Consider the following 23,938-nt stretch of genomic DNA (forward strand, 5'->3'; position numbering starts at 1 on the left):
GCATATGTCGCATGATTTCTCGCACGAGGTCGCCGTCCTGGTCGACGAGGGGTCCAACCCGTTCGAAATGGGCGTCGCGACCGAGTTGTTCGGCCTGCGGCGGCCGGAGCTGGACCGGCCCTGGTACGGCCTCACGCTGTGCGCCGCCGCGCCGTCCGTGCGCATGCACCTGGGGATGTTCACCCTCACCGGGGTTTCCGGGCTCGAAGCCGTCGAGAACGCCGACACGGTGATCGTGCCCAACCGGCCCGACCCGGAGGTTCCGGCGGCCGAGCCGGTGCTGGCCGCCATTCGCGCCGCGGCCGCGCGGGGAGCCCGCCTGGTGAGCTTCTGCACAGGCGCTTTCACGCTGGCTCAGGCCGGTGTTCTCGACGGGCGCCGCGCGACGACGCACTGGAAATGGGCCGAGCGGTTCCGGAGCCTGTTCCCCGAGGTGCTGATGGAGCCGGACGTCCTGTTCGTCGACGACGGCGACGTCCTGACCGCGGCGGGCAGCGCGGCCGCGCTCGACCTGGGCCTGCACCTGATCGCCCGCGACCACGGCGCCGAGATCGCCAACGCGGTGAGCCGCCGCCTGGTGTTCGCCGGGCACCGCGACGGCGGACAGCGGCAATTCGTCGAACGCCCCGTTCCGTCGGTGCCGGACACCTCTCTCGCGCCGGTGCTCGAATGGGCGCGTGAACGACTGGACCGGCCGCTCACCGTGGCCGACCTCGCCACCCGGGCGGCGGCCAGCCAGGCGACGCTCCACCGTCGATTCCGCGCCGAACTGGGGACGACGCCGCTGGCGTGGCTCACCACCGAGCGGATCGCGCTGGCGTGCCGGCTGATCGAGCGCGGGGAGCAGCGCCTGGACCGGGTGGCGCGGGCGTCGGGTTTCGGTACCGCGGCGAACCTGCGTACCCAGCTTCGGCGGGCTACGGGCCTGACGCCTACGGCTTACCGGGCCCGCTTCAGCACCGCTTCGTAGCCGCCGCCGGATGCTATGAACGGCCCGTTACTTGCAAAATTTGCCAGTAACGGGCCGTTCATAGCACGTCGGAGAGCGCACGCGAGGGGCTACGCGAAGGCGATCCACCGGTTCAGCAGGTCGGCGGCGGCGCCCGAGTCGACAGCGGAGGCCGCCCGCGCCAGACCGGCCGCGAGGTCTTCTTCCAGCGATCCCGAGAAGCCGGTGAAAGCGGCCAGCGCGGCCGCCGAGTTGAGCAGTACCGCGTCCCGGACCGGACCGGTCTTCCCAGCCATCATCTGCCGGAACACCTCGGCGTTGTGCGCCGCGTCGCCACCGCGAAGGTCCTCCGCGGTCGCTCGCGGGACACCCACCGACAAGGGATCGAAGCTGCGCTCGGTGATCTCGCCGCCGGAGACCACCCAGACCGAACTGGTCGTCGTGGTGGTGATCTCGTCGAGCCCGTCGTCGCCGCGGACCAGCAGCACGGTCATGCCGCGTCGCGCGAAGACCTCGGCGAGGACGCGGGTCTTGTCCTCGTAGGCGCAGCCGATCAGGGAACTGCGCGGCTGCGCGGGGTTGGTCAGCGGGCCGAGCAGGTTGAACGTCGTCGGCACGCCGAGTTCACCGCGGGTCGGGCCGGCGTGGCGCAGGGCGGGGTGGAACTTCGGCGCGAAGCAGAAGCCGATCCCCAGCTCGTTCACGCTGCGCTGGACCGTCTCGGGCGGCAGGTCGATGGTGACGCCCAGTTCCTCCAGCACGTCGGCCGCGCCGGACTTCGACGACGCGCTCCGGTTGCCGTGCTTGGCCACCGGGGCGCCGGCCGCGGCCGTCACCACCGTGGCCATGGTGGAGATGTTGACCGAGTTGGACCGGTCGCCGCCGGTGCCGACGATGTCGACCGACGGCCTGTCGATCGTCACGCGTTTGGCGTGCGCCAGCATGGCGTCGGCCATCCCGGAGATCTCCGCCGGTGTCTCGCCCTTCGCTCGCAGCGCGACGGCGAATCCGGCGATCTGGGAGGGCGTCGCCGCCCCGCTCATGATCTGGTCCATCGCCCACGCGGTGTCCTCGGCGGACAGGTCCGCGCGCGCGATGAGCTGGTTGAGCAGGGACGGCCAGGTCTTAGTGGCCGCGCTCATCGGCTCAGCCGTGCACGACCGGCACCCGGCGGGCGCGCAGCACGTCGGCGACCGTCTCGGCGGCGGTCAGCGGGTCGAGCGGGTGGACCAGCACCGCGTCGGCCTGCGACCAGGTCGCCAGCCAGCGATCGTCCTTGCGCCGCACCGACACCACGATCGGCGGGCAATCCTCGATCTCGTTCTTCAGCTGGCGGGTCAGCCCGATGCCGCCGGTCGGCTGCGCCTCACCGTCCAGGATGGCCAGGTCCACATTGGCCGCGTCCATCTCGGAGAGCACCTCGGAGATGCCGGACGCCTCGGTGTAGTCCACCCGGCCGAGGTCGGCGGCGGGCCTGCGGCCGACGGCGTTGATGATCGCCTCGCGCACCTCCGCCTTGTGGCTGAACACCAGGATCCGCATCGCCTGCTCGCCCATGAGCGCGCCTCCGCCTCGTCTAGTCATGTCGACCCCGCGATGTTATCCGCCATGACCGACATCACGTGTACCGGTCGGAGGCTGGAGCGCGTCCCAGCCCAGCGAATCCCCGCCGAGCCGCTGCGCCAGCCCCGCCATCCGCGACCTTTCCTGCGCGCAGTGCAGCGCGTCGAGGATCTGGACGCGCAGCGCGTGCGCCAGCGTGAAGCCGCCGTCCGGTCCCTGTTCCCGCAGCTCCCAGCCGTCCTGGGCGAGAATCGCTGTCGCCTCCGCCACCTTTTCGGGCGGAAGTTTCAAGTGGTGCCGCAGGATCGCCGGCGCTTCGGCGACCCAAGCGGGTGATCTCGCCAGCACCGACGAGTCCGCCTCGGCCGGGTCGAACGCCTCCGCGATGATCTCCACGCCGGGCGTGTCGGCGCCGAGACCGGGGGCTTTGGTCTTTCCGACCAGGTCACGCAGCCGATCTAGTAAACCCATGAGTAGCCCGGTTCCCTCTTTCGTTCAGATGTGACCCGACACGCACGCGACCCGCCGGGACCCACCCGGCGGGCCTCCCGCGTGAGAGGACATAATGCGACGCGTGACAACGGCAGCTCCCACCATCAGCCAGCGGGTCCACTCGCTGAACCGGCCGAACATGGTCAGTGTCGGCACCATCGTGTGGCTGTCCAGCGAACTGATGTTCTTCGCCGGACTGTTCGCCATGTTCTTCACCGTGAAGGCGCAGAACGCGACCGGCCAGTGGCCGCCGCCCCTGCACGGTGAGCCCTTCCACCTGAACATCGCGCTGGCGATCCCGTTCACCGTGATCCTCGTGGCGTCGTCGTTCACCTGTCAGTTCGGCGTGTTCGCCGCTGAAAAGGGTGACGTGTTCGGCCTCCGCCGCTGGTACATCATCACGTTGATCATGGGCGCGATCTTCGTCGGTGGCCAGGGCTACGAGTACCTGCACCTGATCGACGAGGGCATGACCATCCCGTCCGGCCCGTACGGAACGGTCTTCTACCTCGCGACCGGGTTCCACGGCCTGCACGTCATCGGCGGGCTCATCGCGTTCGTGTACCTGCTCATCCGCACCAAGCTGAGCAAGTTCACCCCGGCCCAGGCCACCTCGGCGATCGTCGTGTCCTACTACTGGCACTTCGTCGACATCGTGTGGGTGGGCCTGTTCGCGGTGATCTACATCCTTCCGTGATCGAAGCCGCCACCACGACCTATCGGCCTGAACTGACAGCAAGGGTTGCCGCAAGATGACCTCCAGCAAGGACAACACGGAGCGCCGCTTCCGTAAGCGGTCGAAGGCACGCAGGCGGTTCGCCGGCGCGCTGGCGCTCGGGATCGCGCTGCTGAGCGTGGGCGGGTTGTACGCCGTTTTCGCCCCGGAGCCGCAGACCGCGCAGGCGCAGGGCGAGTCCGCCCTCCTGCGCGAGGGCGAGAAGCTCTACAACAACACGTGCATCGAATGTCACGGGCCGAAGCTCGAAGGCGTCACCGACCGTGGCCCGAGCCTCGTCGGCATCGGCGACGCGGCCGTGTACTTCCAGACCTCGACCGGCCGCATGCCCGCCGTGCGCCAGGAGGCCCAGGCGCAGCGGAAGCCGCCGAAGCTGAGCGAGGCCGAGATCAACGCGCTGAGCGCCTACATCCAGGCGAACGGCGGCGGCGTCCAGCGTCCCGAGGAGAAGGGCGACGCGCTGCGCGGCAAGGACGTCGCGCGCGGCAGCGAGCTCTTCCGCCTCAACTGCGCCTCCTGCCACGGCTTCACCGGCCGCGGCGGCGCGCTCTCGTCGGGCAAGTTCGCCCCGAACCTGGACCCGGCCACGGAAGAGCAGATCTACACCGCGATGCTCTCCGGGCCGCAGAACATGCCCAAATTCTCCGAACGGCAGCTGTCGCCCGAAGAGAAGAAGGACATCATCGCGTTCGTGAAGTCCGTGAGTCACGGGAACAACTCACCCGGCGGTAACTCGCTCGGCGGTATTGGCCCGGCCTCGGAGGGCGCGATCGCGTGGATCGTCGGGATCGCCGCGCTGATCGGCGTGACGTTGTGGATTGGATCGAAGGCATGAGCGCCGAAGGGCCGAAGCCGCCGACAGAGGCGGAGTTGGCGGATATGGATCGCGACCAGCTGGTGAAGCTGGGTACCGCGCTCGACGGTGTCGAGATCGTGGAGTACCCGAAGCCCTGGCCGGTCGAAGGGACGCGGGCGGAGAAGCGCGCCGAGCGCACCGTCGCCCTCTGGTTCGTGCTGGCCGCGCTGTCCGGTCTCGCGTTCGTCGTGCTCGTCGCGTGGCCGCACTGGTTCGAGTACAAGGAGCCGGGCACCGAGGGTTACACCAAGTACACGCTGTACACGCCGCTGCTCGGGGTCACGCTCGGTCTCGCCGTGCTCAGCCTCGGTATCGGCGTGATCATCTACACCAAGAAGTTCATCCCGGCCGAGGTTTCGGTCCAGGAGCGCGGCGACGGCGGGTCGAAAGAGGTCGACAAGGCCACCATCCTCGCCCAGCTGGCCCACTCGGGCAGCCACAGCACCATCGCGCGCCGTTCGCTGATCAAGCGATCCGCCGGTGCCGGCGCCGGTGTGCTCGGGCTCGCCGTGGCGGCCCTGCCCGTGGCGTCCTTCATCAAGGACCCCTGGAAGGACACCGAAGGCCGCGACTCGCTGTGGCACTCGGGCTGGAAGAAGAACTTCCCGGACGAGGTCGTCTACCTGCGCCGCAACACCGGCCGCCCGCACGAGGTCTCCCTGGTCAAGGCCGAGGACCTCGACGCCGGCGCCATGGAGACGGTGTTCCCGTTCCGCGAGAGTGAGCGCGAGGACGAGCACGCCCTGTCCGCCGCCTTCAAGCGGGTCGACAACCCGGTCATGCTGATCCGCCTCCGCCCCACCGACGCCGCCAAGGTCGTCAAGCGGGCGAACCAGGAGGATTACAACTTCGGCGACTACTACGCGTACACGAAGATCTGCAGCCACGTCGGCTGCCCGACCTCCCTGTACGAGCAGCGGACCAACCGGATCCTCTGCCCCTGTCACCAGTCGCAGTTCGACGCGCTCCACTACGCCAAGCCGATTTTCGGTCCGGCGACGCGGCCGTTGGCCCAGCTTCCGATTACAGTGGACAAAGAGGGCTTCCTGATCGCGCGCGGAGACTTCAACGAGGCCGTCGGACCGGCCTTTTGGGAGCGTAAGTCATGAGTTCACTCACCACCCCGACAAAGGGGACGAACCCGGTCGAGAAGGCCGCCGGTGCGGGTGCCAAGTGGGCCGACGACCGGTATCACCTCGCCAAGGGCATGCGGCACCAGATCAACAAGGTGTTCCCGACCCACTGGTCGTTCCTGCTGGGCGAGATCGCGCTCTACAGCTTCATCATCCTGTTGCTGTCGGGCGTGTACCTCACGCTGTTCTTCGACCCCTCCATGGAGGAGGTCGTCTACAACGGCAGCTTCACCGGTCTGCAGGGCGTCGAGATGTCGCGGGCCTTCGCGACCACGCTGGACATCTCGTTCGACGTCCGCGGCGGTCTGTTCGTCCGCCAGCTGCACCACTGGGCCGCACTGATCTTCGTCGCCTCGATGATGGTGCACATGTTCCGGATCTTCTTCACCGGCGCCTTCCGGCGCCCGCGTGAGGCGAACTGGGTCATCGGTGCGCTGCTGCTGGTCCTGGGCATGTTCGAAGGCTTCTTCGGCTACTCGCTCCCGGACGACCTGCTCTCCGGTACCGGTATCCGCGCGACCCTTTCGGGCATCGTGCTCTCGGTGCCGGTCATGGGCACCTGGATCCACTGGGCGCTGTTCGGCGGGGAGTTCCCCGGCAACGAGATCATCCCGCGCCTGTACACGATCCACATCCTGCTGCTGCCGGGCATCATGCTCGCCCTCGTGGGCGCGCACCTCGCGCTGGTCTGGTACCAGAAGCACACGCAGTTCCCGGGCGTGCGCCGCAAGGAGACCAACGTCGTCGGCGTCCGGATCATGCCGGTCTTCGCGCTCAAGGGCGGCGCGTTCTTCGCGCTGGTCACCGGCGTCATCGCGCTGATGTCGGGGCTCTTCCAGATCAACCCGATCTGGAACATCGGCCCGTACAACGCGGCGCAGGTCTCGGCGGGTTCACAGCCCGACTGGTACATGGCCTGGGCCGACGGCATGCTGCGGATCTGGCCGGCCTGGGAGCTCTATCTCGGGAACTACACGGTCCCCGCGGTGTTCTTCCCCGGTGCGGTCGGGATGCCACTGCTGATCGGGTTGCTGGTGATGTACCCCTGGATCGAGCGAAAGCTGTCCAAGGACACGGCGCACCACAACCTGCTGCAGCGTCCGCGCGACGTCCCGGTCCGGACTTCGCTCGGCATCATGGCCCTGACGTTCTTCGCGGTCATCATGCTGTCGGGCTTCAACGACATCATCGCGTTCGCCTTCGACATCTCGCTGAACGCGACGACGTGGGCGGGCCGGATCGGTGTGCTGCTGCTGCCGCCGATCGCGTACTACATCACCTACCGGATCTGCCTGGGTCTCCAGCGGGCCGACCGCGAGGTGCTGGAGCACGGTGTCGAAACCGGCATCATCAAGCGCCTGCCGCACGGTGAGTTCATCGAGATCCACCAGCCGCTCGGCCCGGTGGACGACCACGGTCACCCGCTGCCGCTCGAGTACCAGGGCGCGTCGGTCCCGAAGAAGATGAACAAGCTCGGTTCGGCCGGTCACGCCGTCGCGGGTTCGACCTGGTCCCCGGACCCGGTCGAGGAGACGATCGCGCTGGAGCGCGCCCGGTCCAACGGGCACGGCAACGGCAAGGTCGACGACATCGGCGGCGAGCCCTCGCAGGAGCGCAAGGAGATCACCTCCGGGCACTAGCTCGTCAGAAGTACGTGAAGGCCCCCTTGCTTGCGCTAGACGCGAGCAAGGGGGCCTTCACGTGCTTCCAGGTCAGGCGCCTTCGACGCCGATGTCGAACGCGGACTCGCTGTCCGCCTTCGAGTACGAGCGGAACGCGATATGCGTGACCGTGCTCAGCACACCGGGGACCTTGCCGATCTTCGCCGGGATCAGGTCCGCGAGGTCCTCGTGAGCCGCGACCCGGACCGAGGCGATCAGGTCGACGTCGCCCGCGCAGGAGTAGACCTCTCGGACGCCTTCGATGTCCGCGATCGCCTGTGCCGCTTCGGGGATCGCATCGGCCTCGACCTGGATCAGCACGATCGCGGTGATCACTACAGCGCCTCCTACATACGGGAATCCGGTGCCGCGATCCTAGCCCGCCACTCGTTCCAACGCCGTCGCACTCGCCGCCAGGTCCAGCCACTCCTGCCAGCCACCGGAGACGGCCGCCTCCGCCCAGGGGTGGGTGGTGCGCACCAGCCGGACGCCGGGGCGGGTCAGCCAGCGCAGCAGGATGCGGACCTCGTCCGAGATCGCGCCGAACAGCGGGCCGGGACCGGGGATCACCGTCTCCGCCGAAGCCACCAGCATCTCCACGACCGGCATCGGCGGCACCCCGCGCCGCGCGACGCCCGCCGACGCGAGCCTGCCGTACCGGATCACCGCCAGTTCCCAGCCGCCGTTGCCGTCGGGTCCGGCGGCGATGAGCTCGGGGATGCCCGCCAGCGCGGACTGCCGGTGCGCCCGGCCGACCGCGCGGATCAGCCCGGCGAGCTGGTCGCGGTGCTGGGCGGCCTGTTCGAAATGCTCCGCCGAGGCGAGCCGGGCCAGTTGATCGGCGGCCGCCCGCAGCGGACGGCCGTCCGTGCCGGCGATCAGTCCGGACACGGCCAGCACGCCGGGCCGGTACGCCTCGACCGTCTGCAGTCCCGCGCACGGCGCCCCGCAACGTCCCAGCTCGGCGAGAACGCAGGGTTTGCCGTTCGGCTCCGTCGCCGAGATGCGCTGGGTGCACGTCCGCAGCCCGGAGGCGCCGGCGAGGGTGTCCGCGGCGGACCGGGCGTCGGTCTGGCTGCGAAACGGCCCCAGCATCCCGTCTCGCGGCATGCGGACCACGGACAGACGGGGGAAGGCCTCCTCGGTCAGTGCGACCCACCAGGCGTGGCGTGGGTTCTTGGAACGGCGGTTGTACATCGGGCGATGCGCGGCGATCAGCCGCAACTCCCGGATCGCGGCCTCCAGCGCGTGCGAGCACTCGACCGCGTCGACCCGTTCCGCGAGCGCGACCATCTCGCGGATCCGGCCGCGGCTCTCCGAGCCGGTGAAGTACTGCCGGACCCGGCGGCGCAGGTCGGACGACGTCCCGACGTAGAGCACCTCGTCGCTCGGGCCGCGGAACAGGTACACGCCGGGCCTCGACGGGAGATGTTCGGCGAGAGAACGTTTGCGCCGCTGGGCCGGGGTGACCTCGGGCAGGTAGTCCAGTAGTTCTTCGAGGGTGTGGACACCGAGGTTGCCGACGCGCTCCAACAGCGCGTGCAGGACGTCCACAGTGGCCCGGGCGTCCGCCAGGGCGCGGTGATTGGGCGTTGTCCTGGCCCCGAACAGCGCGGCCAGCGCGGAGAGCCGGTAGCTGGGCGTCTCGTCCCGGGAGATGACCCGGCGGGCGAGCCGGACCGTGCAGACGACGGCCGTCTTCGGCCAGTGGTAGCCGTGGCCCTCGCAGGCCGCGCGCATGAACCCGGTGTCGAAGGGGGCGTTGTGCGCCACCAGCACGCATCCGGAGATGAACTCGAGGAAAGCGGGCAGCACGCGCTCGATGCGGGGAGCGTCGTAGACCATCGCGCTGGTGATGCCGGTGAGCTCGACGATCTGCGGCGGAATCGGCATCCCCGGGTTGACGAACGTGCCGAATTCGCCGACGACCTCGCCCGCCCGGACCTTGACCGCGCCTATCTCGGTGATCCCGTCCGGCCCGGGTTTCGTCCCCGTGGTCTCCAGGTCGAAAACGACGAAAGTGGTGTCCCGCAAGGGTGTTCCGAGTTCGTCGAAGGCGAGTTGTGCCGCCCCCGGCCGCCGTCCGGTGTCCATGATCGGGCACAGTAGGGGTGGGCACCGACAATCTCACGATCCGCGCACGGTGTCCCATCGAGCGCGCCCCGAGCCCGTGGGGCCTACGCTGGAGCGATGCAACCGCAGCCCACAGTGCCCGAACTGCCCGAGGACGCCACCGGCGGACCCTCGGGTGTCGTGCCGTCGGCTGACGGTGACGAGACCCTGGAAGAGGTCCCCGTCGAAGGCTGGACGTCCCTTCCGGAGGCCGTGCGGGAGCGGATCGCCGAGCTCGCGGCGGCCGCCGTCGGCAAACTCCCGGTCGCCGACGTGCCGAGACAGCTGCGCCCGGTCGCGAAGTTCGCCCCCGCGAAACGCGCGAAACTCGGCGGGACGGCGCTGCTCGCCGCGCTGGGGGAGTCGTCGCAGTTCCGGGTCGCGGTCACCGAATGGCTGCGTGACCACCGCAAGGACGCCCTCGACCCGAACGATCCCGACTCCGTCACCGCCGCGGCCGCCGCCGTGCTGCTGGGCGAGTCCGGTGCGGCCGGACGGGTCCGGCTGGTGGCGAAGAACGCCGAGGAGACGGCGTTGCGCGCCGAACGCGACGCCGCGCTCGCCCGCAACCAGCGGCTGGAGACCGAACTGGTCCAGCTGCGCGAAGATCTGCGCGAGGCGAAGGAGATCGCCGGTGGCGCGCGGGGCGAACGCGACGCCGAGGTCGAGAAACTGCTGAAGCGCCTGCGGGAACAAGGCGTCCAACTGCGCCAGGCCAAGGACGCCGTCGCCGAGGCCCACGCTCAGATGGAGAGCGGCGGCGCGGAGCGCGCCGAAGAGATCAAGGCGCTGAAGGCCCAGTTGGACCGTGAGAGGCAGCGAGTCGCCACCGAGCGGGCGCGGGCCGAGAAGGCCGTCACGGACGCTGAGATCGCCCGTCAGTCCGCGCGCGAGGCACGTCAGGCCGACGAGGTCCGGCTCGGACTGCTGCTGGACACGATCGAGGGCGCCGTCGGCGGCCTTCGCCGGGAACTCTCGGTGAGCGCACGCGGCCAGCGTCCGGCGGACATGGTCCGCGGCGCGACGTCGGGCCTGGGCGCGGGCGGCAAGATCCAGGACGTCACCGCGCTCGACAGGCACCTCGCGCTGCCCAATGTGCATCTGATCGTCGACGGCTACAACGTCACGAAGACCGGCTATCCGGAACTCGCGCTCTCCGACCAGCGGGACCGGCTCATCCACCAGCTTTCCGCGCTGGCCGCCCGGACTTCGGCCGAGGTGACCGTGGTGTTCGACGGCGCCGGCGTGCTCTCCGTGCCCGCCGCGGTGCCGCGCGGCGTGCGGGTGCTGTTCTCCGAACGCGGGGTGCTCGCGGACGACGTCATCCGCTCCCTGGTCGCGGCCGAGCCGCCCGGGCGGCCGATGGTGGTCGCGAGTACGGACCGGGCGGTGGCGGACTCGGTGCGGCGGAAGGGCGCGCACCCGGTGCCCTCGGCGGTTCTCGTTTCGCGGCTCAGCCGGGTGTAGATGTCGTGAGTGGTGAGGACGGTTAGAACCGTCCTCACCACTCACGAGCATTTCCGGCAGGTGACGCGTTCGGTCATCGGTCGCCACCCTTCCCGCAGGAGGATCGTGCGGACCTCGTCCGCGACCTGACACGGGGAGTTCCGGACGTCCTGCCAGCCGTAGACCAGCCGGGCTCGACCGGCGAGTTCCGCGGCGTTGTCCCGGCGACGGTCCCGGAAGGCGACGGCGGCCATGGCGTGGGTCGCGCGTCCGTCCAATCGGACGGTCACGGCGGCTCCGTGCGAGTCGTAGGTGACGTCCTCCCACAACGTCTTCCCGTCCACTTCGACCGGTGTCTGCCGGTCACCCGCCGGCAGCCCGTGCAGGATCTCGACCTGATCCTTGAACTCCACTTCGAGAGCCGACATGAGGCCGTCGGCCACCAGTTGGAGACCTCGCTGGATCTCAGCGCGAAAACGGAACGGCGGGCGCATCGACACGCAGTCCCGCATCGCGGACAGGGGGACTTTGCTTCGGCTCACCAGGTCGACGACGACGTTCAAGGCCTCTTTCGCGGTCGGCTGGGAAGTCGCCAGGTCGGCGATCGTGTCCGTGAGCCTGGTGCGGGGCGGCCAGGTTTCGGCCGCGGAATGGGGGAGTGCCCTCGACCGGTGCACTTTCACCAGTGGGGGTTGGGAGATCGCCGAACTCGAATAGCGCACCGTGATTTCGACAGGTCCCTCCGCGATCGGCACGAGACGCCATTCCTCGGCGGCCGTGCGGTGGCTCAGGACCGCGTCTCCGCCGCCGTAGCGGAGCGCTGCGTGGATCATGGCACTTCGCGGGAGAGGGCCGGTGAACGTGGCATAGACCCGCGGAAGCACTCGTCGCCAGCGTCCGGCCTCCAGGTTGGCGACGATATCGGCCTTGGAGTGTCCATAGGCCCGGAGCTGCGCTCTGGAGACGACGCCGTACTGCTCCTCCAGGAGGACCGGCCAGCTCGGCCGTTGTTCGGCCGGGATCGCTTCTTCCGACCAGCGGTTGTGTAAGGGCACCCCTTCACGATCACCGGATTTCGCCGCGTGCGTGCGACGGAAAGCAGATCTGTGGACAGCGAGGGCGGTTGTGGATAACCGGTACAGCGGGTGCTGCGGGTCGTGAGTGGTAAAGGCGGTTCTAACCGTCCTTACCACTCACGACCGAAACTGTCGGTGCCACCTCCTACCCTGCTGACCATGGACGACAAGGCCATCGCCGATATAGCGGACATAGAGAACCTCGTCATCGATTGCGACCGGTGCGTGGTCCGCGGTGACGCATGTCATGACTGTGTCGTCAGCGTTCTCCTGGGTGCCCCGCCGGCGCTCGAATGGGACGCTGACGAGCGGAAGGCGGTCGACGCGCTCGCGGCGGCGGGGATGGTCCCGCGCCTCCGGATGGTGGAACCGGCCCGCCGGATGACGGCCTGAGACACGCCCGGACCGTGGCATTCGACGAGTGGTCGATCCGATCGGGTGAACGGTAGGTAGTCGTGACCAGCCCCAGGATGTAACGCCCGTCACAAGTTTCCACTCATGCTGGTCCGAAGGTGTTTCGGCGCATCACGGAGAGTTTTTGCGGTGGGCGTGGTGGACGCGGTGCCCGTGGTTTCGTAACCTGTCCGAGATCTCGTGGACGGAAGTCGTCGACAGACGGCGACACGGGATCGCCACTGAAGCAGCTTTGTCGGGGAGCTGCACCAGAACCAGCCGTGCGCCAAACCTGTTGCGATAGCACTCGGCCAGGCGCAAGGCGGGAACGCGGGGAACCGCGCGGGCTTCTCACGAGGCCGGCGACGCGGCTTCGCGGAAGAGGGCCCCCGACCTCTTCGTCCCAGGGTTTCCGGTCAGTGGCCGACAGCAAAGGAGACACGCGCGACCGTGCAGTCGCATCCAGTCAAGCGCGTGGTGTCAGGAGCTTTGGCCGCGGCCGCGGTGATCACAGCCGTAACGGTCGCTCAGCCTTCCGCCACCGCAGCCCCAGCCCCCGCCCCCCAACAGCCCCCGTCCGGCTCGGACGCGCTCGCCAAGTACCGCGACCTCGCGGCACAGGCCGAGAAGGCGAACGAAGACCTCCTCAAGGCGAAGGACGACCTCGCCGCGAAGCAGGGTGAGCTCGACAAGGCCACCGCGGACGCCGCGGCCGCCAAGGACATCGGCGTCAAGGCGGCCGGTGACGAGAAGACGTTCCAGGCCGAGGTCAACAAGTTCGCCGGTGCGTCGTTCACCAGCGGTGTGCAGCTCAACAAGCTGTCCTCGCTGCTGTCGGGCGCGTCGACCCAGGACTTCCTGGAGCGCTCCTCGGCGCTCGAGGTCCTCGCCGCGAACAAGAACGCCGCCCTGAACAACCTGAGCGGTGCCGTCGCCCAGGCCGCGGCCGCCGCGAAGCAGGCTTCGGACGCGCAGGCGTCCGCCACCTCCGCTCGCGACGCCGCGTCCAAGCTGACGACGGACATCGAAGCGCGCCAGAAGACGCTGAACGACCAGCTCAAGGAAATCGAGCGGGCCGGCGGCAACCTGAGCTCCGCGGACAAGGCGGCCCAGAAGGACAAGGGCGGCGCGTTCCCCAACCTGCCCGCTCCGGGTCCGGCCGCCGCGGCGGCCCTCTCGGCCGCGAAGAGCAAGCTCGGCAGCGCCTACGTGTGGGGCGCGACCGGTCCGTCCACCTTCGACTGCTCCGGTCTGATGCAGTGGGCGTACAAGCAGGCGGGTCTGAGCCTGCCGCGGTCGAGCCGTCAGCAGGCCACCTTCGGCGCCCCGGTGGAGAAGTCGCAGCTTCAGCCGGGCGACCTGGTGTTCTACTACTCGCCCGTTTCGCACGTGGGCATGTACGTCGGCAACGGCATGATGGTGCACGCGCCGACCTCCGGTGACGTCGTCAAGGTGTCGCCGCTGCAGAACAACTACGTCGGGGCCCGTCGCCCGACCGCTTGATCGAACCTTTTGTCCTGCGACAGGACGAGCGAAAGGGGCGGTACCGCACGAGCGGTGCCGCCCCTTTCGCTCGTCCGGGGCCAAGTAGCCTGCAGGGGTGCTGAGGACCCTGCTGGTGACCAACGACTTCCCGCCCCGGCCCGGCGGCATCCAGAACTACCTGAACTCGCTGGCCACCCGTCTGCCCGCGGACGACCTCGTCGTCTACGCCCCGGCCTGGGAGTCGAGCACCGGCTCGCACGGCGAGTTCGACGCCGCCGCCCCGTTCGAGGTGGTGCGCCATCCGACGTCCCTGATGCTGCCGACACCGGACGTTCTCAAGCGGGCGAAGGAGATCATGCGCGCCCGCGACTGCGAGGCCGTCTGGTTCGGGGCGGCCGCGCCGCTCGCTTTGCTGGGGCATCCGCTGCGTTCCGCGGGCGCCCGCCGGGTGCTGGCGTCGACGCACGGCCACGAGGTCGGCTGGTCGATGCTCCCGGGTTCGCGGCAGGCGTTGCGCCGCATCGGCGACACCGTCGACGTGATCACCTATGTCAGCAAATACACGCGCTCCCGCTTTTCGGCCGCGTTCGGTCCGATGGCGGGATTGGAAATGCTCCCGTGCGGTGTGGACACCGCCCTTTACCGCCCGGATCCCGCCGCGGGCAAGGAAATCCGCGACAGGCACGGTCTCGGCGACCGGCCGACCATCGTCTGCGTTTCCCGGCTGGTGCCGCGAAAAGGCCAGGACATGCTCATAAAGATCCTGCCCGAACTCCGTAGGCGGATCCCGGACGTGGCGCTGCTGATCGTCGGCGGCGGCCCGTACCGCAAGACGCTCACCGGGCTTGTCGACGCGCTGGGGGTCGAAGACAGCGTGGTCATCACCGGATCGGTGCCGTGGAAGGAGTTGCCGGCGCATTACAACGCCGGCGACGTCTTCGCCATGCCGGCCCGGACGCGCGGGAAGGGGCTCGACGTCGAGGGACTCGGCATCGTGTACCTGGAGGCCTCGGCGAGCGGGCTGCCGGTCGTCGCGGGCAATTCCGGCGGTGCGCCGGAAACGGTGCTGGACGAGGTCACCGGCCACGTCGTCGACGGCCGCGACGAACAGCAGCTGCGGGAGACGCTGGCCGCCTTGCTGGAGGATCCGGTGCGGGCGCGGCGGATGGGGGCCGCCGGCCGCGAGTGGGTCAGCGAGAACTGGCGTTGGGACACCATGGCGGGCAGGCTTTCCGGGCTGCTCGACGGCGACCCGGTCGCGGCGGTGCGGTGACGGCGGACGGTCGGTGAACGCCGTCAGGGCTCGTAACGCGCCGGATGGTTCGGATCGTCGACCCGGACGGCGATGTCCGCCAACGCCGTCGGGTCGACTTCCTGTTCGTAGCGCTCGTAGGCGGGTAACGCCCATTCGGCGGGCACCCGCCGCTTGAGCGCCGCCGGCGAGAGCCACAGGTGCACGCTCAGGTCGAACGCGAGACCCGCGCCGAACAGGAATTCGCCGTCCAGGAGGACGACACCGCCTTCGGGCAGTTCGACGCGTTCGGCGCGGGTGGCGCGATCGCGGACCGGATCCCACAACGAGGGGAGGACCCGGCCGCTGCCGTCCTCGGCGAGCGGGTCGAGCACCTCACGGCGCAGGGCACCGAGGTCGAGCCAGTCGGTATAGCGCGAATCCGGGTCCTCTTTGCCTCGTTCGAAGCGCAAGGACGCCGGACGGAGGAAGTCGTTCGCCGAAATCCGCAACGCCGCGTGACCGGCAACCTTCAACGGATCGACCAGGGCGTCGGCGAGTTCTGTGGTGTTCGTCGCACCGGCCGCGCCGTCGACGGCGACCGCGATCCGGCGGCGGCCGGTGATCGCCGTGATGCGTTCGGTCAGTTCGGAGACCAGCAGAGCGGGAGAAATCGGACGGTAGCGCACAGAAGGAGATCCTCCACCCGGACCGGTGACTGTCGCACGCTACACCCGATGGGATGATGGGCCGGTGACCAAAGCAGTGGCCAAAACAGCCGGAAGTGGTTGGCAGGTAGGTGTTTCCCAAACTGTGCAGGTAAGCGGCGCGCAGGTGTGGGACTTCCTGGTCGGACGCGAGGGTGTGGAGATCTGGCTCGGTCCCGGCGCGGAGCTCGGCCGTGAGCTCGGCGCCGCGTACGAGACGGCCAACGGGACGACCGGCGAGATCCGCGGGCGCACCGAGGGCGGCGAACTCCGGCTGACCTGGCGGCCGAAGGACTGGGACCACGACTCGACCTTGCGGATCACGGTGAGTGGCTCCGAGCAGAAGACCACGCTCCGTTTCCACCAGGAATGGCTCGCGGGCGCCGACGAGCGCGAGGAACAGCGGGCATACTGGACCGACGTGACCGAGCGGGTGGTGGCCGCGCTGGCCGAACGCTGACCAGTGCGCTGGGAGGCGGGCCGATGCGGGTGTCGGAAGAGCGGAAGAGCCTGGGCGAGGAGTTCATCCAGGAGCCGCACAGGATTTCTTCGCTGCTTCGCGAAGGCGGCCGGGTCCGGAAGGTGCGCATGCCGCGCGGCCTGGACGTCTGGATCGTCACCGGATACGCCGAGGCACGCGCCGTACTCGCGGATCCCCGCGTGGGCAAGGACACCACCCAGGTCAGGCGGCTCTTCGAACGCGACGGCTTCGAATCCGCCGGCGACGACGCCGTGCGCGCGCTCGGCGCCCATCTGCTCAACCTGGATCCGCCGGATCACACGCGGCTGCGCAAACTGGTCAACCAGGCCTTCACCTCGCGGACCGTCTCCCGGCTGCGGCCGAGGATCGAGCAGATCACCGCGGAACTGCTGGACGGCATCGGCGACGCGGAGCGCACCGACCTGCTGACCGCCTTCGCCGTCCCCTTGCCGATCAGGGTGATCTGCGAACTGCTCGGCGTGCACGCGGGGGACCAGCCTGCGTTCGCGAAGTGGTCGAACACGATGGTCGCCTGGTCGACGCCGGAGGAACTCCGTGCCGCGGCGGCGAAAATGCACGCCTATCTCGTCGACCTCATCGCGGAGAAACGTGCCGAGCCCGCCGACGACCTGCTTTCGGGCCTGATCCACGCCAGTGACGAGGGTGATTCGCTCTCCGGGGACGAACTGCTGTCGATGGCCTTCCTCCTGCTGGTCGCCGGATTCGAGACGACGGTCAACCTGATCGCCAACAGCGTGTTCGCGCTGCTTCGCGATCCCGGGCAGCTGGCCGCGCTGCGCGCCGATCCCGCGTTGCTGCCGGGCGCGGTCGAGGAGTTCCTGCGCTACGACGGCGCGATCCACCTGGCGACCATCCGGTTCACCAGCGAACCCCTGACCATCGGTGGCGTCGAGATCCCGGCGGGCGAGTTCGTGCTCGTCTCCCTGATCGGCGCGAACCGCGACGCCGAGCGGTTCGCGGAGCCGGACCGGCTGGATGTCACGCGCTCGGCCACCGGGCATCTCGCGTTCGGACACGGAATCCACTACTGCGTCGGCGCTCCGCTGGCCAGGCTGGAGGCCGAGATCGCCTTGCGCGGCCTGCTGGACCGGTTCCCGCGGCTGAGTCTCGACGCCGAGCCGGAAACCTTGCGCTGGCGGGAAAGCACCCTGGTGCACGGCCTCGAAACCCTCCCTGTCCGCCTGCGCTGAGGAGCGCGTGTCATAGGGTCGCGGGATGGACGCCGCCGAACTCCTCGCCCTCGACGCGGAACATGTCTGGCACCCGTACGGGCCGATGCCGAGCCCGATCGATTCCCTGCTGGTCCGCGAGGCGAGCGGGGTCCGGCTCACCCTCGACGACGGCCGCGAGCTGGTCGACGGCATGTCGTCGTGGTGGGCGGCGATCCACGGCTACCGGAACCCGGTGCTGGACGCGGCGCTGGCGGAGCAGGCCGGGCGGATGAGTCACGTCATGTTCGGTGGGCTCACCCACGAACCGGCCATCATGCTGGCGAAGACCCTGGTCGACCTCGCGCCCGACGGACTGCGGCACGTCTTCCTGTGCGACTCCGGTTCGGTGTCGGTCGAGGTCGCCGTCAAGATGTGCCTGCAGTACTGGCAGTCGGTGGGGCGCAAGGACAAGCGCAGGCTGATGACCTGGCGCGGCGGCTACCACGGCGACACGTTCACGCCGATGAGCGTCTGCGACCCCGAGGGCGGGATGCACTCGCTGTGGCGCGGGATCCTGCCGGATCAGCTGTTCCTGCCCAAGCCGCCGGGCGGCTTCGGCGACGAGCCGGACCAGGCGTACGTCGACCTGCTCGCGGCCGAGATCGAGCGGCACGCGGGTGAGCTGGCCGCGATCATCGTCGAGCCCGTCGTACAGGGCGCCGGCGGGATGCGCTTCCACCCGCCCGCGTACCTGCGGGCACTGCGAGAGATCACCGAGGCGAACGACGTCCTGCTCATCTTCGACGAGATCGCCACCGGTTTCGGCCGCACCGGCACGATGTTCGCCGCCGAACACGCCGGGGTGACGCCGGACGTGCTGTGCCTCGGCAAGGCGCTGACCGGCGGTTACCTGACGATGGCGGCGGCGCTGTGCACGCCGGAGATCGCGAACGGCATCTCGCGCGGTGAGCTCCCGGTGCTGGCGCACGGGCCGACGTTCATGGCGAACCCGCTGGCCTCGGCCGTCGCCAACGCTTCACTGGGGATCCTCGCCGAAGGCGGCTGGAAGACCGACGTCCCGCGGATCGGGGCCGCGTTGCGAGCCGGGCTCGAACCGGCTCGCGAGCTGTCCTCCGTCGTCGACGTCCGGGTGCTCGGCGCCATCGGCGTGGTGGAACTCGATCATCCGGTGGACATGGCGATCGCGACCGAGGTCCTCACCGCGAACGGTGTCTGGCTGCGGCCGTTCCGGAACCTGATCTACACGATGCCGCCTTACATCTCCGGGGCCGACGACCTCGCCGCGATCACTTCCGCAATGGTCGCGGCCGCGCAAAAAGCGTAAAAGCGGCCAAGTTCAACCTAAAGAGTGTGATGGCGGCCACAGGAAACCTGGAAGGCCACGCTGGGTACAGAGCGTGGTCGTGAGTTGATCTTGATCAGGCGAACGGGCGAGTCCGATCGGGAGTCCTGTCGGGTGGTTTGTCACAAAAGGGTGCTATGTCCTAGTTCCCTGGTGCACAAGCAAACCTGAGAAACCTTTGCGTAGCGGACTTTTGCGCGCCGATCGGGTTTCCTGCCCCCATGATCGACATCGTTGGTGACGAGCACGACACCGGGCCCCCGGGCCGCCGCAACGCCACATCGACCCTCCTGAAGAACCTTCGCCACGACATCCCGGCTTCGGTCGTCGTCTTCCTCGTGGCTGTCCCGCTCTCGCTCGGCGTCGCACACGCCGCCGGAGCCCCCTTGCTCGCCGGACTGATCTCCGCCGTCGTCGGCGGACTCGTCGCGAGCCTCTTCGGCGCTTCCGCCCTCCAGGTCAGCGGCCCGTCCGCCGCCCTGACCGTCGTCCTCGCGGAGACCATCGCCACCTTCGGCTGGGCCGCCACCTGCGCCATCACCGCCGCGGCGGGCGTGGTCCAGATCCTCTTCGGCATCAGCCGCGTCGCCCGGGCCACGCTGGCCATCTCGCCGGCGATCGTGCACGGCCTGCTCGCCGGGATCGGCCTGATCATCGTCCTCGGCCAGCTGCACGTCGTACTCGGCGGAGCGGCCCAGGGTTCCACCGTCGCGAACATCCTCGCGCTGCCCGGCCAGATCGTCGGCCACCACGACCAGGCCGCGCTGATCGGCGTCGTCACCATCGGCGTCCTGCTGGCGTGGACCCGGATGCCGCGTTCGGTGCGCCGCGTCCCCGGTCCGCTGGCCGCCGTCGCGCTGGCCACCGGCCTTTCCGTCGCCGCGGGGATGGACCTGCCGCGCGTCGACCTCCCGAACGGGCTGCCGGGACTGGGTTTCGTCCCCGAGGCGCCGTCGGGATCCTGGTCGGCGATCATCGCCGCCGTGCTCTCCATCGCGCTCATCGCCAGCCTGGAGAGCCTGCTTTCCGCCGTCGCCGTCGACAAACTGCGCGACGGCCCCCGCACCGACCTCAACCGCGAACTGGTCGGCCAGGGCCTGGCGAACGTCGCCGCCGGCTCGCTCGGCGGCTTCCCGGTCACCGGGGTCGTCGTACGCACCATGACCAACTTCGAAGCGGGCGCCCGCACCCGGATGTCGGCGATCCTGCACAGCGCCTGGATCCTCGGCTGCTGCCTGTTCCTGGCCGGCGCGCTGCGGCTGATCCCGCTCGCCGCCCTGGCCGGACTCCTCGTCTACGTCGGCGCCAAACTGGTCAACGTCACCAGCCTGCGGGAGGTCCGCCGCCACGGCGACCTGCCGGTCTACCTCGCGACGCTCGTCGGCGCGGTCGCGGTCAACCTCCTCACCGGGGTCGCCGCCGGAATCGTGGTGGCGCTCATGCTGATGCTGCGCCGGATGTTGTTCTCCGGCATCCACGTCGAACCGGACGGCGCGCGGACCCGCGTCGTCATCGAAGGCGCGCTCACCTTCCTTTCCGTGCCCAGGCTCACGACCGTCCTGGCCGGTGTCCCCGAGCGATCCGAGGTGACCTTGGAACTGCTCGTCGACTACCTCGACCACGCCGCTTTCGACTGCCTGCGCGGCTGGCAGCGCGCGTACGAACGCGCCGGGGGAGTCGTGATCGTCGACGAGATCGGGCATCCGTGGTTCGGTCGCGGCAAGGCGGGTGTGCCGACCGTGCGCCGCGGCGTCGCGTCCCGCGTGGTGCCGCGCTGGCTCGCGCCGTGGTCGGAATGGCAGGCGGAGCATCTGGAACTGCCGAGCCAGCGTGGCGGCAGCGTGCCGTTGTGCCGTGGTGCTTCGGAATTCCAGCGGCGGACCGCGCCGCTGCTGCGGCAGACCTGGGACGGGCTCGCGAACGGGCAGCAGCCGCACACGCTGTTCGTCACGTGCGGAGACGCGCGGGTCGTGCCGAACCTCATCACCACCAGCGGTCCGGGCGACCTGTTCACCGTGCGGAACATCGGAAACCTCGTGCCGCACGCCAGTACCGAAGCGGATTTCTCCGTGGGAGCGGCGATCGAGTACGCCGTCGGCGTGTTGAGGGTGCGGGAAGTGGTGGTGTGCGGGCATTCCGGCTGCGGCGCGATGAAGGCGTTGCTCGGGGACGCGCCCAGCGGGCTCGCGCGACTCGGCGGCTGGCTGCGCCACGGCGAGGAAACGTTGCGGCGCAGGGAAAGCGAGGGCCCGGTGCTGCTCGACGGCGCCCGCCCCGACCACGAAGGCGATCAGCTCGCCCTGCACAACGTGGTGCAGCAACTGGAAAACCTGCGTTCGTACCCGGTCGTCGAAGCCGCGCTGGCGCGGGACGAACTCCGGCTCACCGGCATGTACTTCGACGTCGGGAAGGCGAACGTGTACCTGCTCGACGCGGCGCACCGGTCGTTCACTTCGGCGGCCACCCCGGTCAAGTCCTGACGCGCTGAAGGGAGCCGGGTCCCAAGGCGAGTGTTCCGAGTCCGTGAAGGACTCCTTGAGGGACTCTGGGTCCCTCAAGGAGTCCTTCACGGACCTCGGTCCCGCCCGGGCAGCGGAGGTACCTGAAACATTTTTGGTTCTGACCCGAATCGCCACTCGCCACTGAGACCGAGTCGATGGTTCCGTGTGACTGGGTGGACGACACCCGCTTATTCGACGCGGTTTCCCTCTTCGCTCGGGGTCCCAGCATTTGGGAGCCCGCAAGGCTTTTCGCAACGCGGAGGACATCTCCAGGCAACGAAACGGCCCGAAAGTGGGCCACGCCACCCATCGGAAGGACGATATTCACTCGATCAGGTGGTGCATAGCGGACAAATCACCAGTTTCCTGGTGATCATGAACCCCCAACCACGACTCGCCGTGCTCCGTCACGACCTGCCCGCATCCTTGGTGGTGTTCCTCGTCGCCGTCCCGTTGTCACTCGGGATCGCGCTCGCGTCAGGAGCCCCGATCGTCGCGGGGCTGATCGCGGCCGTCGTGGGAGGTGTGGTCGCCGGCGCGCTCGGTGGCTCCCCGCTTCAGGTCAGCGGCCCGGCCGCCGGCCTGACGGTGATCATGGCCGAAACGATCGCGACCTTCGGCTGGAAGACGACCTGCGCGATCACCGTCGCCGCGGGCGCGCTGCAGATCCTGCTCGGGCTGAGCCGTATCGCCCGCGCGGCGCTGGCGATCTCGCCCGCCATCGTCCACGGCATGCTCGCCGGCATCGGCGTCACCATCGTCCTGGGGCAGCTGCACGTCGTCCTCGGCGGATCGGCGCAGAGCTCCGCGCTCAAGAACATCGCCGAACTGCCCGCGCAGATCGTCGGCCACCACGACACCGCCGCGCTGATCGGCGTGCTCACCATCGGCATCCTGCTGCTGTGGCCGCGGCTGCCGAAGTCGGTCCGCAGGGTGCCCGGGCCGCTGGCGGCCATCGCGCTGGTGACGGTGCTGTCCGTCGCCACCGGTATGACCCTGCCCCGCGTCGAACTGCCCGGCGACCTGCTCACCATCCGTTTCGCGCCCGAATTCCCGAGCACCGGCTGGGGCGCGTTCATCGTCGCGGTCATCACCATCGCGTTGATCGCCAGCGTCGAAAGCCTGCTTTCGGCCGTCGCGGTCGACAAGATGCACACCGGCCCGCGGTCGAACCTCGACCGCGAGCTCATCGGCCAGGGCGCCGCGAACATGACCTCCGGCGCGCTCGGCGGCCTCCCGGTCACCGGTGTGATCGTCCGCAGCTCGACCAACGTCGCCAGTGGCGCCCGCACCAGGGCGTCCGCGATCCTGCACGGTGTCTGGATCCTGGTCTTCGTCGCCGCGTTCGCCGGAATGATCCAGAACATCCCGCTCGCCGCGCTCGCCGGCCTGCTCGTCCACGTCGGCGCGAAGCTGGTGAATCCCGGCCACATGAAGCAGGTCCTCAAACACGGCGACCTGGGGCTGTACCTGATCACGCTCGCCGGTGTCGTCGTCTTCGACCTGCTCACCGGGGTCCTGCTCGGTATCGCGCTGTCGGTGCTGCTGATGCTGCGGCGCACGGTGTGGTCCGGCATCCACGCCGAACGCGATGGCGACGAATGGCGCGTCGTCGTCGAAGGCGTCCTGACGTTCCTCTCGGTGCCGAGGCTCAGCCGCGTGCTCGCGACGGTGCCTGACGGCGCGAAGGTGACCCTGGAGCTCGTCGTCGACTACCTCGACCACGCCGCCTTCGAAAGCCTCTCGAACTGGCAGCAGGGACACGAGCGCACCGGCGGCGAGGTCCGCGTCGACGAGGTCGGGCATCCGTGGTTCGCCAACGGCAAATCCGGTGATCCCACACTGACCCGCACGGACGCCGTGCGTTCGGTGCCGCGGTTCCTCGCGCCGTGGTCGGACTGGCAGGCGAAGGACGTCGAGGTGCCCGGACAGCGCGGGGGGCCGACCCGGCGCGGCGCGGCCGAGTTCCAGCGGCGCACCGCCGCGTTGATGCAGCCCGCGCTCAGCAAGCTGGCGGGCGGCCAGTCGCCGCACACCCTGTTCATCACCTGCGGCGACGCGCGGATCGTGCCGAACATGATCACCACCAGCGGTCCCGGCGACCTGTTCACCGTCCGCAACATCGGGAACCTGGTGCCCGCCCGGCGGGCCGACCCGTCGATGGGCGCCACCGTCGAGTTCGCCGTCGGCGTGCTCAAGGTGCGCGAGATCGTCGTCTGCGGGCACTCCGGCTGCGGCGCGATGCAGGCGCTTTCGACCGGTGCCCCCGACGGCGCGCCGATGCTGGCGTCCTGGCTGCACCACGCCGAGCCGAGCGCCAAGCGGAAGGCCTCGGTGACCCTCGACGGCGAGCGGCCGGACTCCGAGGTCAACCGGCTGGCACTGCAGAACGTGCTGCAGCAGCTCGACCACCTGCGCCACTACCCGCTGATCGCCGAAGCCGAGGCGCGCGGCGAACTGCACCTGACCGGTATGTACTTCGACGTCGGGGCGGCCCAGGTCTATCTGTCGGATGACGAGAGCCCGTCTTTCACACCCGTCGGAGTGGTCCCCTTCAGTCCGGCCACGTAGGCCACCAAGC

Annotated in this window: 21 protein-coding genes; 14 read left to right on the forward strand and 7 right to left on the reverse strand. The window is 69.3% G+C overall.

Annotated elements, in window-relative coordinates; translation table 11 throughout:
- The first annotated feature begins 4 nt into the window (after positions 1-4).
- Entirely contained in the window at positions 5-970 is a 966-nt protein-coding gene (locus H5J31_RS18355) for a helix-turn-helix domain-containing protein (RefSeq protein ID WP_181773815.1), read from the forward strand.
- Positions 971-1,059: 89 nt separating this feature from the next.
- On the opposite strand, the gene trpD is transcribed toward H5J31_RS18355, so the two are convergent.
- From trpD to H5J31_RS18370, 3 genes are read right to left on the reverse strand one after another with little or no spacing between them, the layout of a single operon-like run.
- Complete coding sequence (gene trpD / locus H5J31_RS18360; protein WP_181773816.1) at positions 1,060-2,091, reverse strand: anthranilate phosphoribosyltransferase; 1,032 nt, start codon at positions 2,089-2,091, stop codon at positions 1,060-1,062.
- 4 nt (positions 2,092-2,095) lie between these two features.
- On the reverse strand, positions 2,096-2,506 hold the full coding sequence (locus H5J31_RS18365; RefSeq protein WP_181773854.1) for a hypothetical protein: 411 nt from the start codon (positions 2,504-2,506) through the stop codon (positions 2,096-2,098).
- Between the two features lie 42 nt (positions 2,507-2,548).
- On the reverse strand, positions 2,549-2,983 hold the full coding sequence (locus H5J31_RS18370) for a hypothetical protein (protein WP_181773817.1): 435 nt from the start codon (positions 2,981-2,983) through the stop codon (positions 2,549-2,551).
- A gap of 94 nt (positions 2,984-3,077) precedes the next feature.
- Between H5J31_RS18370 and ctaE the strand changes: the two genes are divergently transcribed.
- From ctaE to qcrB, 4 genes are read left to right on the forward strand one after another with little or no spacing between them, the layout of a single operon-like run.
- Entirely contained in the window at positions 3,078-3,701 is a 624-nt protein-coding gene (gene ctaE / locus H5J31_RS18375; RefSeq protein WP_181773818.1) for an aa3-type cytochrome oxidase subunit III, read from the forward strand.
- Between the two features lie 55 nt (positions 3,702-3,756).
- Positions 3,757-4,575 carry a cytochrome bc1 complex diheme cytochrome c subunit gene (gene qcrC, locus H5J31_RS18380; protein WP_181773819.1) on the forward strand — a complete coding sequence of 273 codons (819 nt, stop codon included), beginning with the start codon at positions 3,757-3,759 and terminating at the stop codon, positions 4,573-4,575.
- A complete protein-coding gene (qcrA, locus tag H5J31_RS18385; RefSeq protein WP_181773820.1) occupies positions 4,572-5,705 on the forward strand; it encodes a cytochrome bc1 complex Rieske iron-sulfur subunit in 1,134 nt (377 codons plus the stop codon). The genes qcrC and qcrA overlap by 4 nt, the downstream gene beginning before the upstream one ends.
- Positions 5,702-7,369 (forward strand): cytochrome bc1 complex cytochrome b subunit, encoded by a 1,668-nt coding sequence (gene qcrB, locus H5J31_RS18390; RefSeq protein WP_181773821.1) that lies wholly within the window; start codon positions 5,702-5,704, stop codon positions 7,367-7,369. Before qcrA ends, qcrB begins: the two co-directional genes overlap by 4 nt.
- Positions 7,370-7,441: 72 nt before the next feature.
- Here the strand turns inward: qcrB and H5J31_RS18395 are convergent, their stop codons facing one another.
- Complete coding sequence (locus H5J31_RS18395) at positions 7,442-7,726, reverse strand: Lrp/AsnC family transcriptional regulator (protein WP_005154220.1); 285 nt, start codon at positions 7,724-7,726, stop codon at positions 7,442-7,444.
- A gap of 39 nt (positions 7,727-7,765) precedes the next feature.
- Entirely contained in the window at positions 7,766-9,484 is a 1,719-nt protein-coding gene (locus tag H5J31_RS18400; RefSeq protein ID WP_181773822.1) for a DEDD exonuclease domain-containing protein, read from the reverse strand.
- Positions 9,485-9,580: 96 nt separating this feature from the next.
- Here H5J31_RS18400 and H5J31_RS18405 point away from each other — a divergent pair, with 96 nt between their 5' ends.
- On the forward strand, positions 9,581-10,969 hold the full coding sequence (locus tag H5J31_RS18405) for an NYN domain-containing protein (protein WP_181773823.1): 1,389 nt from the start codon (positions 9,581-9,583) through the stop codon (positions 10,967-10,969).
- A gap of 41 nt (positions 10,970-11,010) precedes the next feature.
- On the opposite strand, the gene H5J31_RS18410 is transcribed toward H5J31_RS18405, so the two are convergent.
- On the reverse strand, positions 11,011-12,003 hold the full coding sequence (locus tag H5J31_RS18410) for a hypothetical protein (RefSeq protein ID WP_181773824.1): 993 nt from the start codon (positions 12,001-12,003) through the stop codon (positions 11,011-11,013).
- Between the two features lie 180 nt (positions 12,004-12,183).
- On the opposite strand from H5J31_RS18410, the gene H5J31_RS18415 reads away from it, so the two are divergent.
- The 3 genes from H5J31_RS18415 (at position 12,184) to H5J31_RS18425 (ending at position 15,175) form a co-directional block, all read left to right on the forward strand.
- A complete protein-coding gene (locus H5J31_RS18415) occupies positions 12,184-12,417 on the forward strand; it encodes a hypothetical protein (RefSeq protein ID WP_181773825.1) in 234 nt (77 codons plus the stop codon).
- A gap of 450 nt (positions 12,418-12,867) precedes the next feature.
- Positions 12,868-13,920 carry a C40 family peptidase gene (locus H5J31_RS18420; protein ID WP_181773826.1) on the forward strand — a complete coding sequence of 351 codons (1,053 nt, stop codon included), beginning with the start codon at positions 12,868-12,870 and terminating at the stop codon, positions 13,918-13,920.
- 97 nt (positions 13,921-14,017) lie between these two features.
- Positions 14,018-15,175 (forward strand): glycosyltransferase family 4 protein, encoded by a 1,158-nt coding sequence (locus H5J31_RS18425; protein ID WP_181773827.1) that lies wholly within the window; start codon positions 14,018-14,020, stop codon positions 15,173-15,175.
- Positions 15,176-15,198: 23 nt separating this feature from the next.
- Here H5J31_RS18425 and H5J31_RS18430 read toward each other — a convergent pair whose 3' ends face one another.
- Positions 15,199-15,822 carry a nucleoside/nucleotide kinase family protein gene (locus H5J31_RS18430; RefSeq protein ID WP_181773828.1) on the reverse strand — a complete coding sequence of 208 codons (624 nt, stop codon included), beginning with the start codon at positions 15,820-15,822 and terminating at the stop codon, positions 15,199-15,201.
- Between the two features lie 124 nt (positions 15,823-15,946).
- Here H5J31_RS18430 and H5J31_RS18435 point away from each other — a divergent pair, with 124 nt between their 5' ends.
- The 5 genes from H5J31_RS18435 to H5J31_RS18455 all read left to right on the forward strand — a co-directional run bounded on the left by H5J31_RS18435 (position 15,947) and on the right by H5J31_RS18455 (position 23,928).
- Positions 15,947-16,300 (forward strand): SRPBCC domain-containing protein, encoded by a 354-nt coding sequence (locus H5J31_RS18435; RefSeq protein WP_328701537.1) that lies wholly within the window; start codon positions 15,947-15,949, stop codon positions 16,298-16,300.
- Between the two features lie 23 nt (positions 16,301-16,323).
- The gene (locus H5J31_RS18440) at positions 16,324-17,532 is read left to right on the forward strand and encodes a cytochrome P450 family protein (protein ID WP_181773829.1); all 1,209 of its coding nucleotides are present in this window, start codon (positions 16,324-16,326) and stop codon (positions 17,530-17,532) included.
- A 25-nt stretch (positions 17,533-17,557) separates the two neighbouring features.
- Positions 17,558-18,838, forward strand: a complete 1,281-nt coding sequence (locus H5J31_RS18445; RefSeq protein WP_181773830.1) for an adenosylmethionine--8-amino-7-oxononanoate transaminase — start codon at positions 17,558-17,560, stop codon at positions 18,836-18,838.
- Between the two features lie 239 nt (positions 18,839-19,077).
- Positions 19,078-21,336 carry a bifunctional SulP family inorganic anion transporter/carbonic anhydrase gene (locus H5J31_RS18450; protein WP_181773831.1) on the forward strand — a complete coding sequence of 753 codons (2,259 nt, stop codon included), beginning with the start codon at positions 19,078-19,080 and terminating at the stop codon, positions 21,334-21,336.
- Between the two features lie 396 nt (positions 21,337-21,732).
- Entirely contained in the window at positions 21,733-23,928 is a 2,196-nt protein-coding gene (locus tag H5J31_RS18455) for a SulP family inorganic anion transporter (RefSeq protein WP_181773832.1), read from the forward strand.
- Positions 23,929-23,938: the final 10 nt, after the last annotated feature.

The sequence above is a fragment of the Amycolatopsis pittospori genome (assembly GCF_013870525.1).
Classification (GTDB): Bacteria; Actinomycetota; Actinomycetes; order Mycobacteriales; family Pseudonocardiaceae; genus Amycolatopsis; species Amycolatopsis pittospori.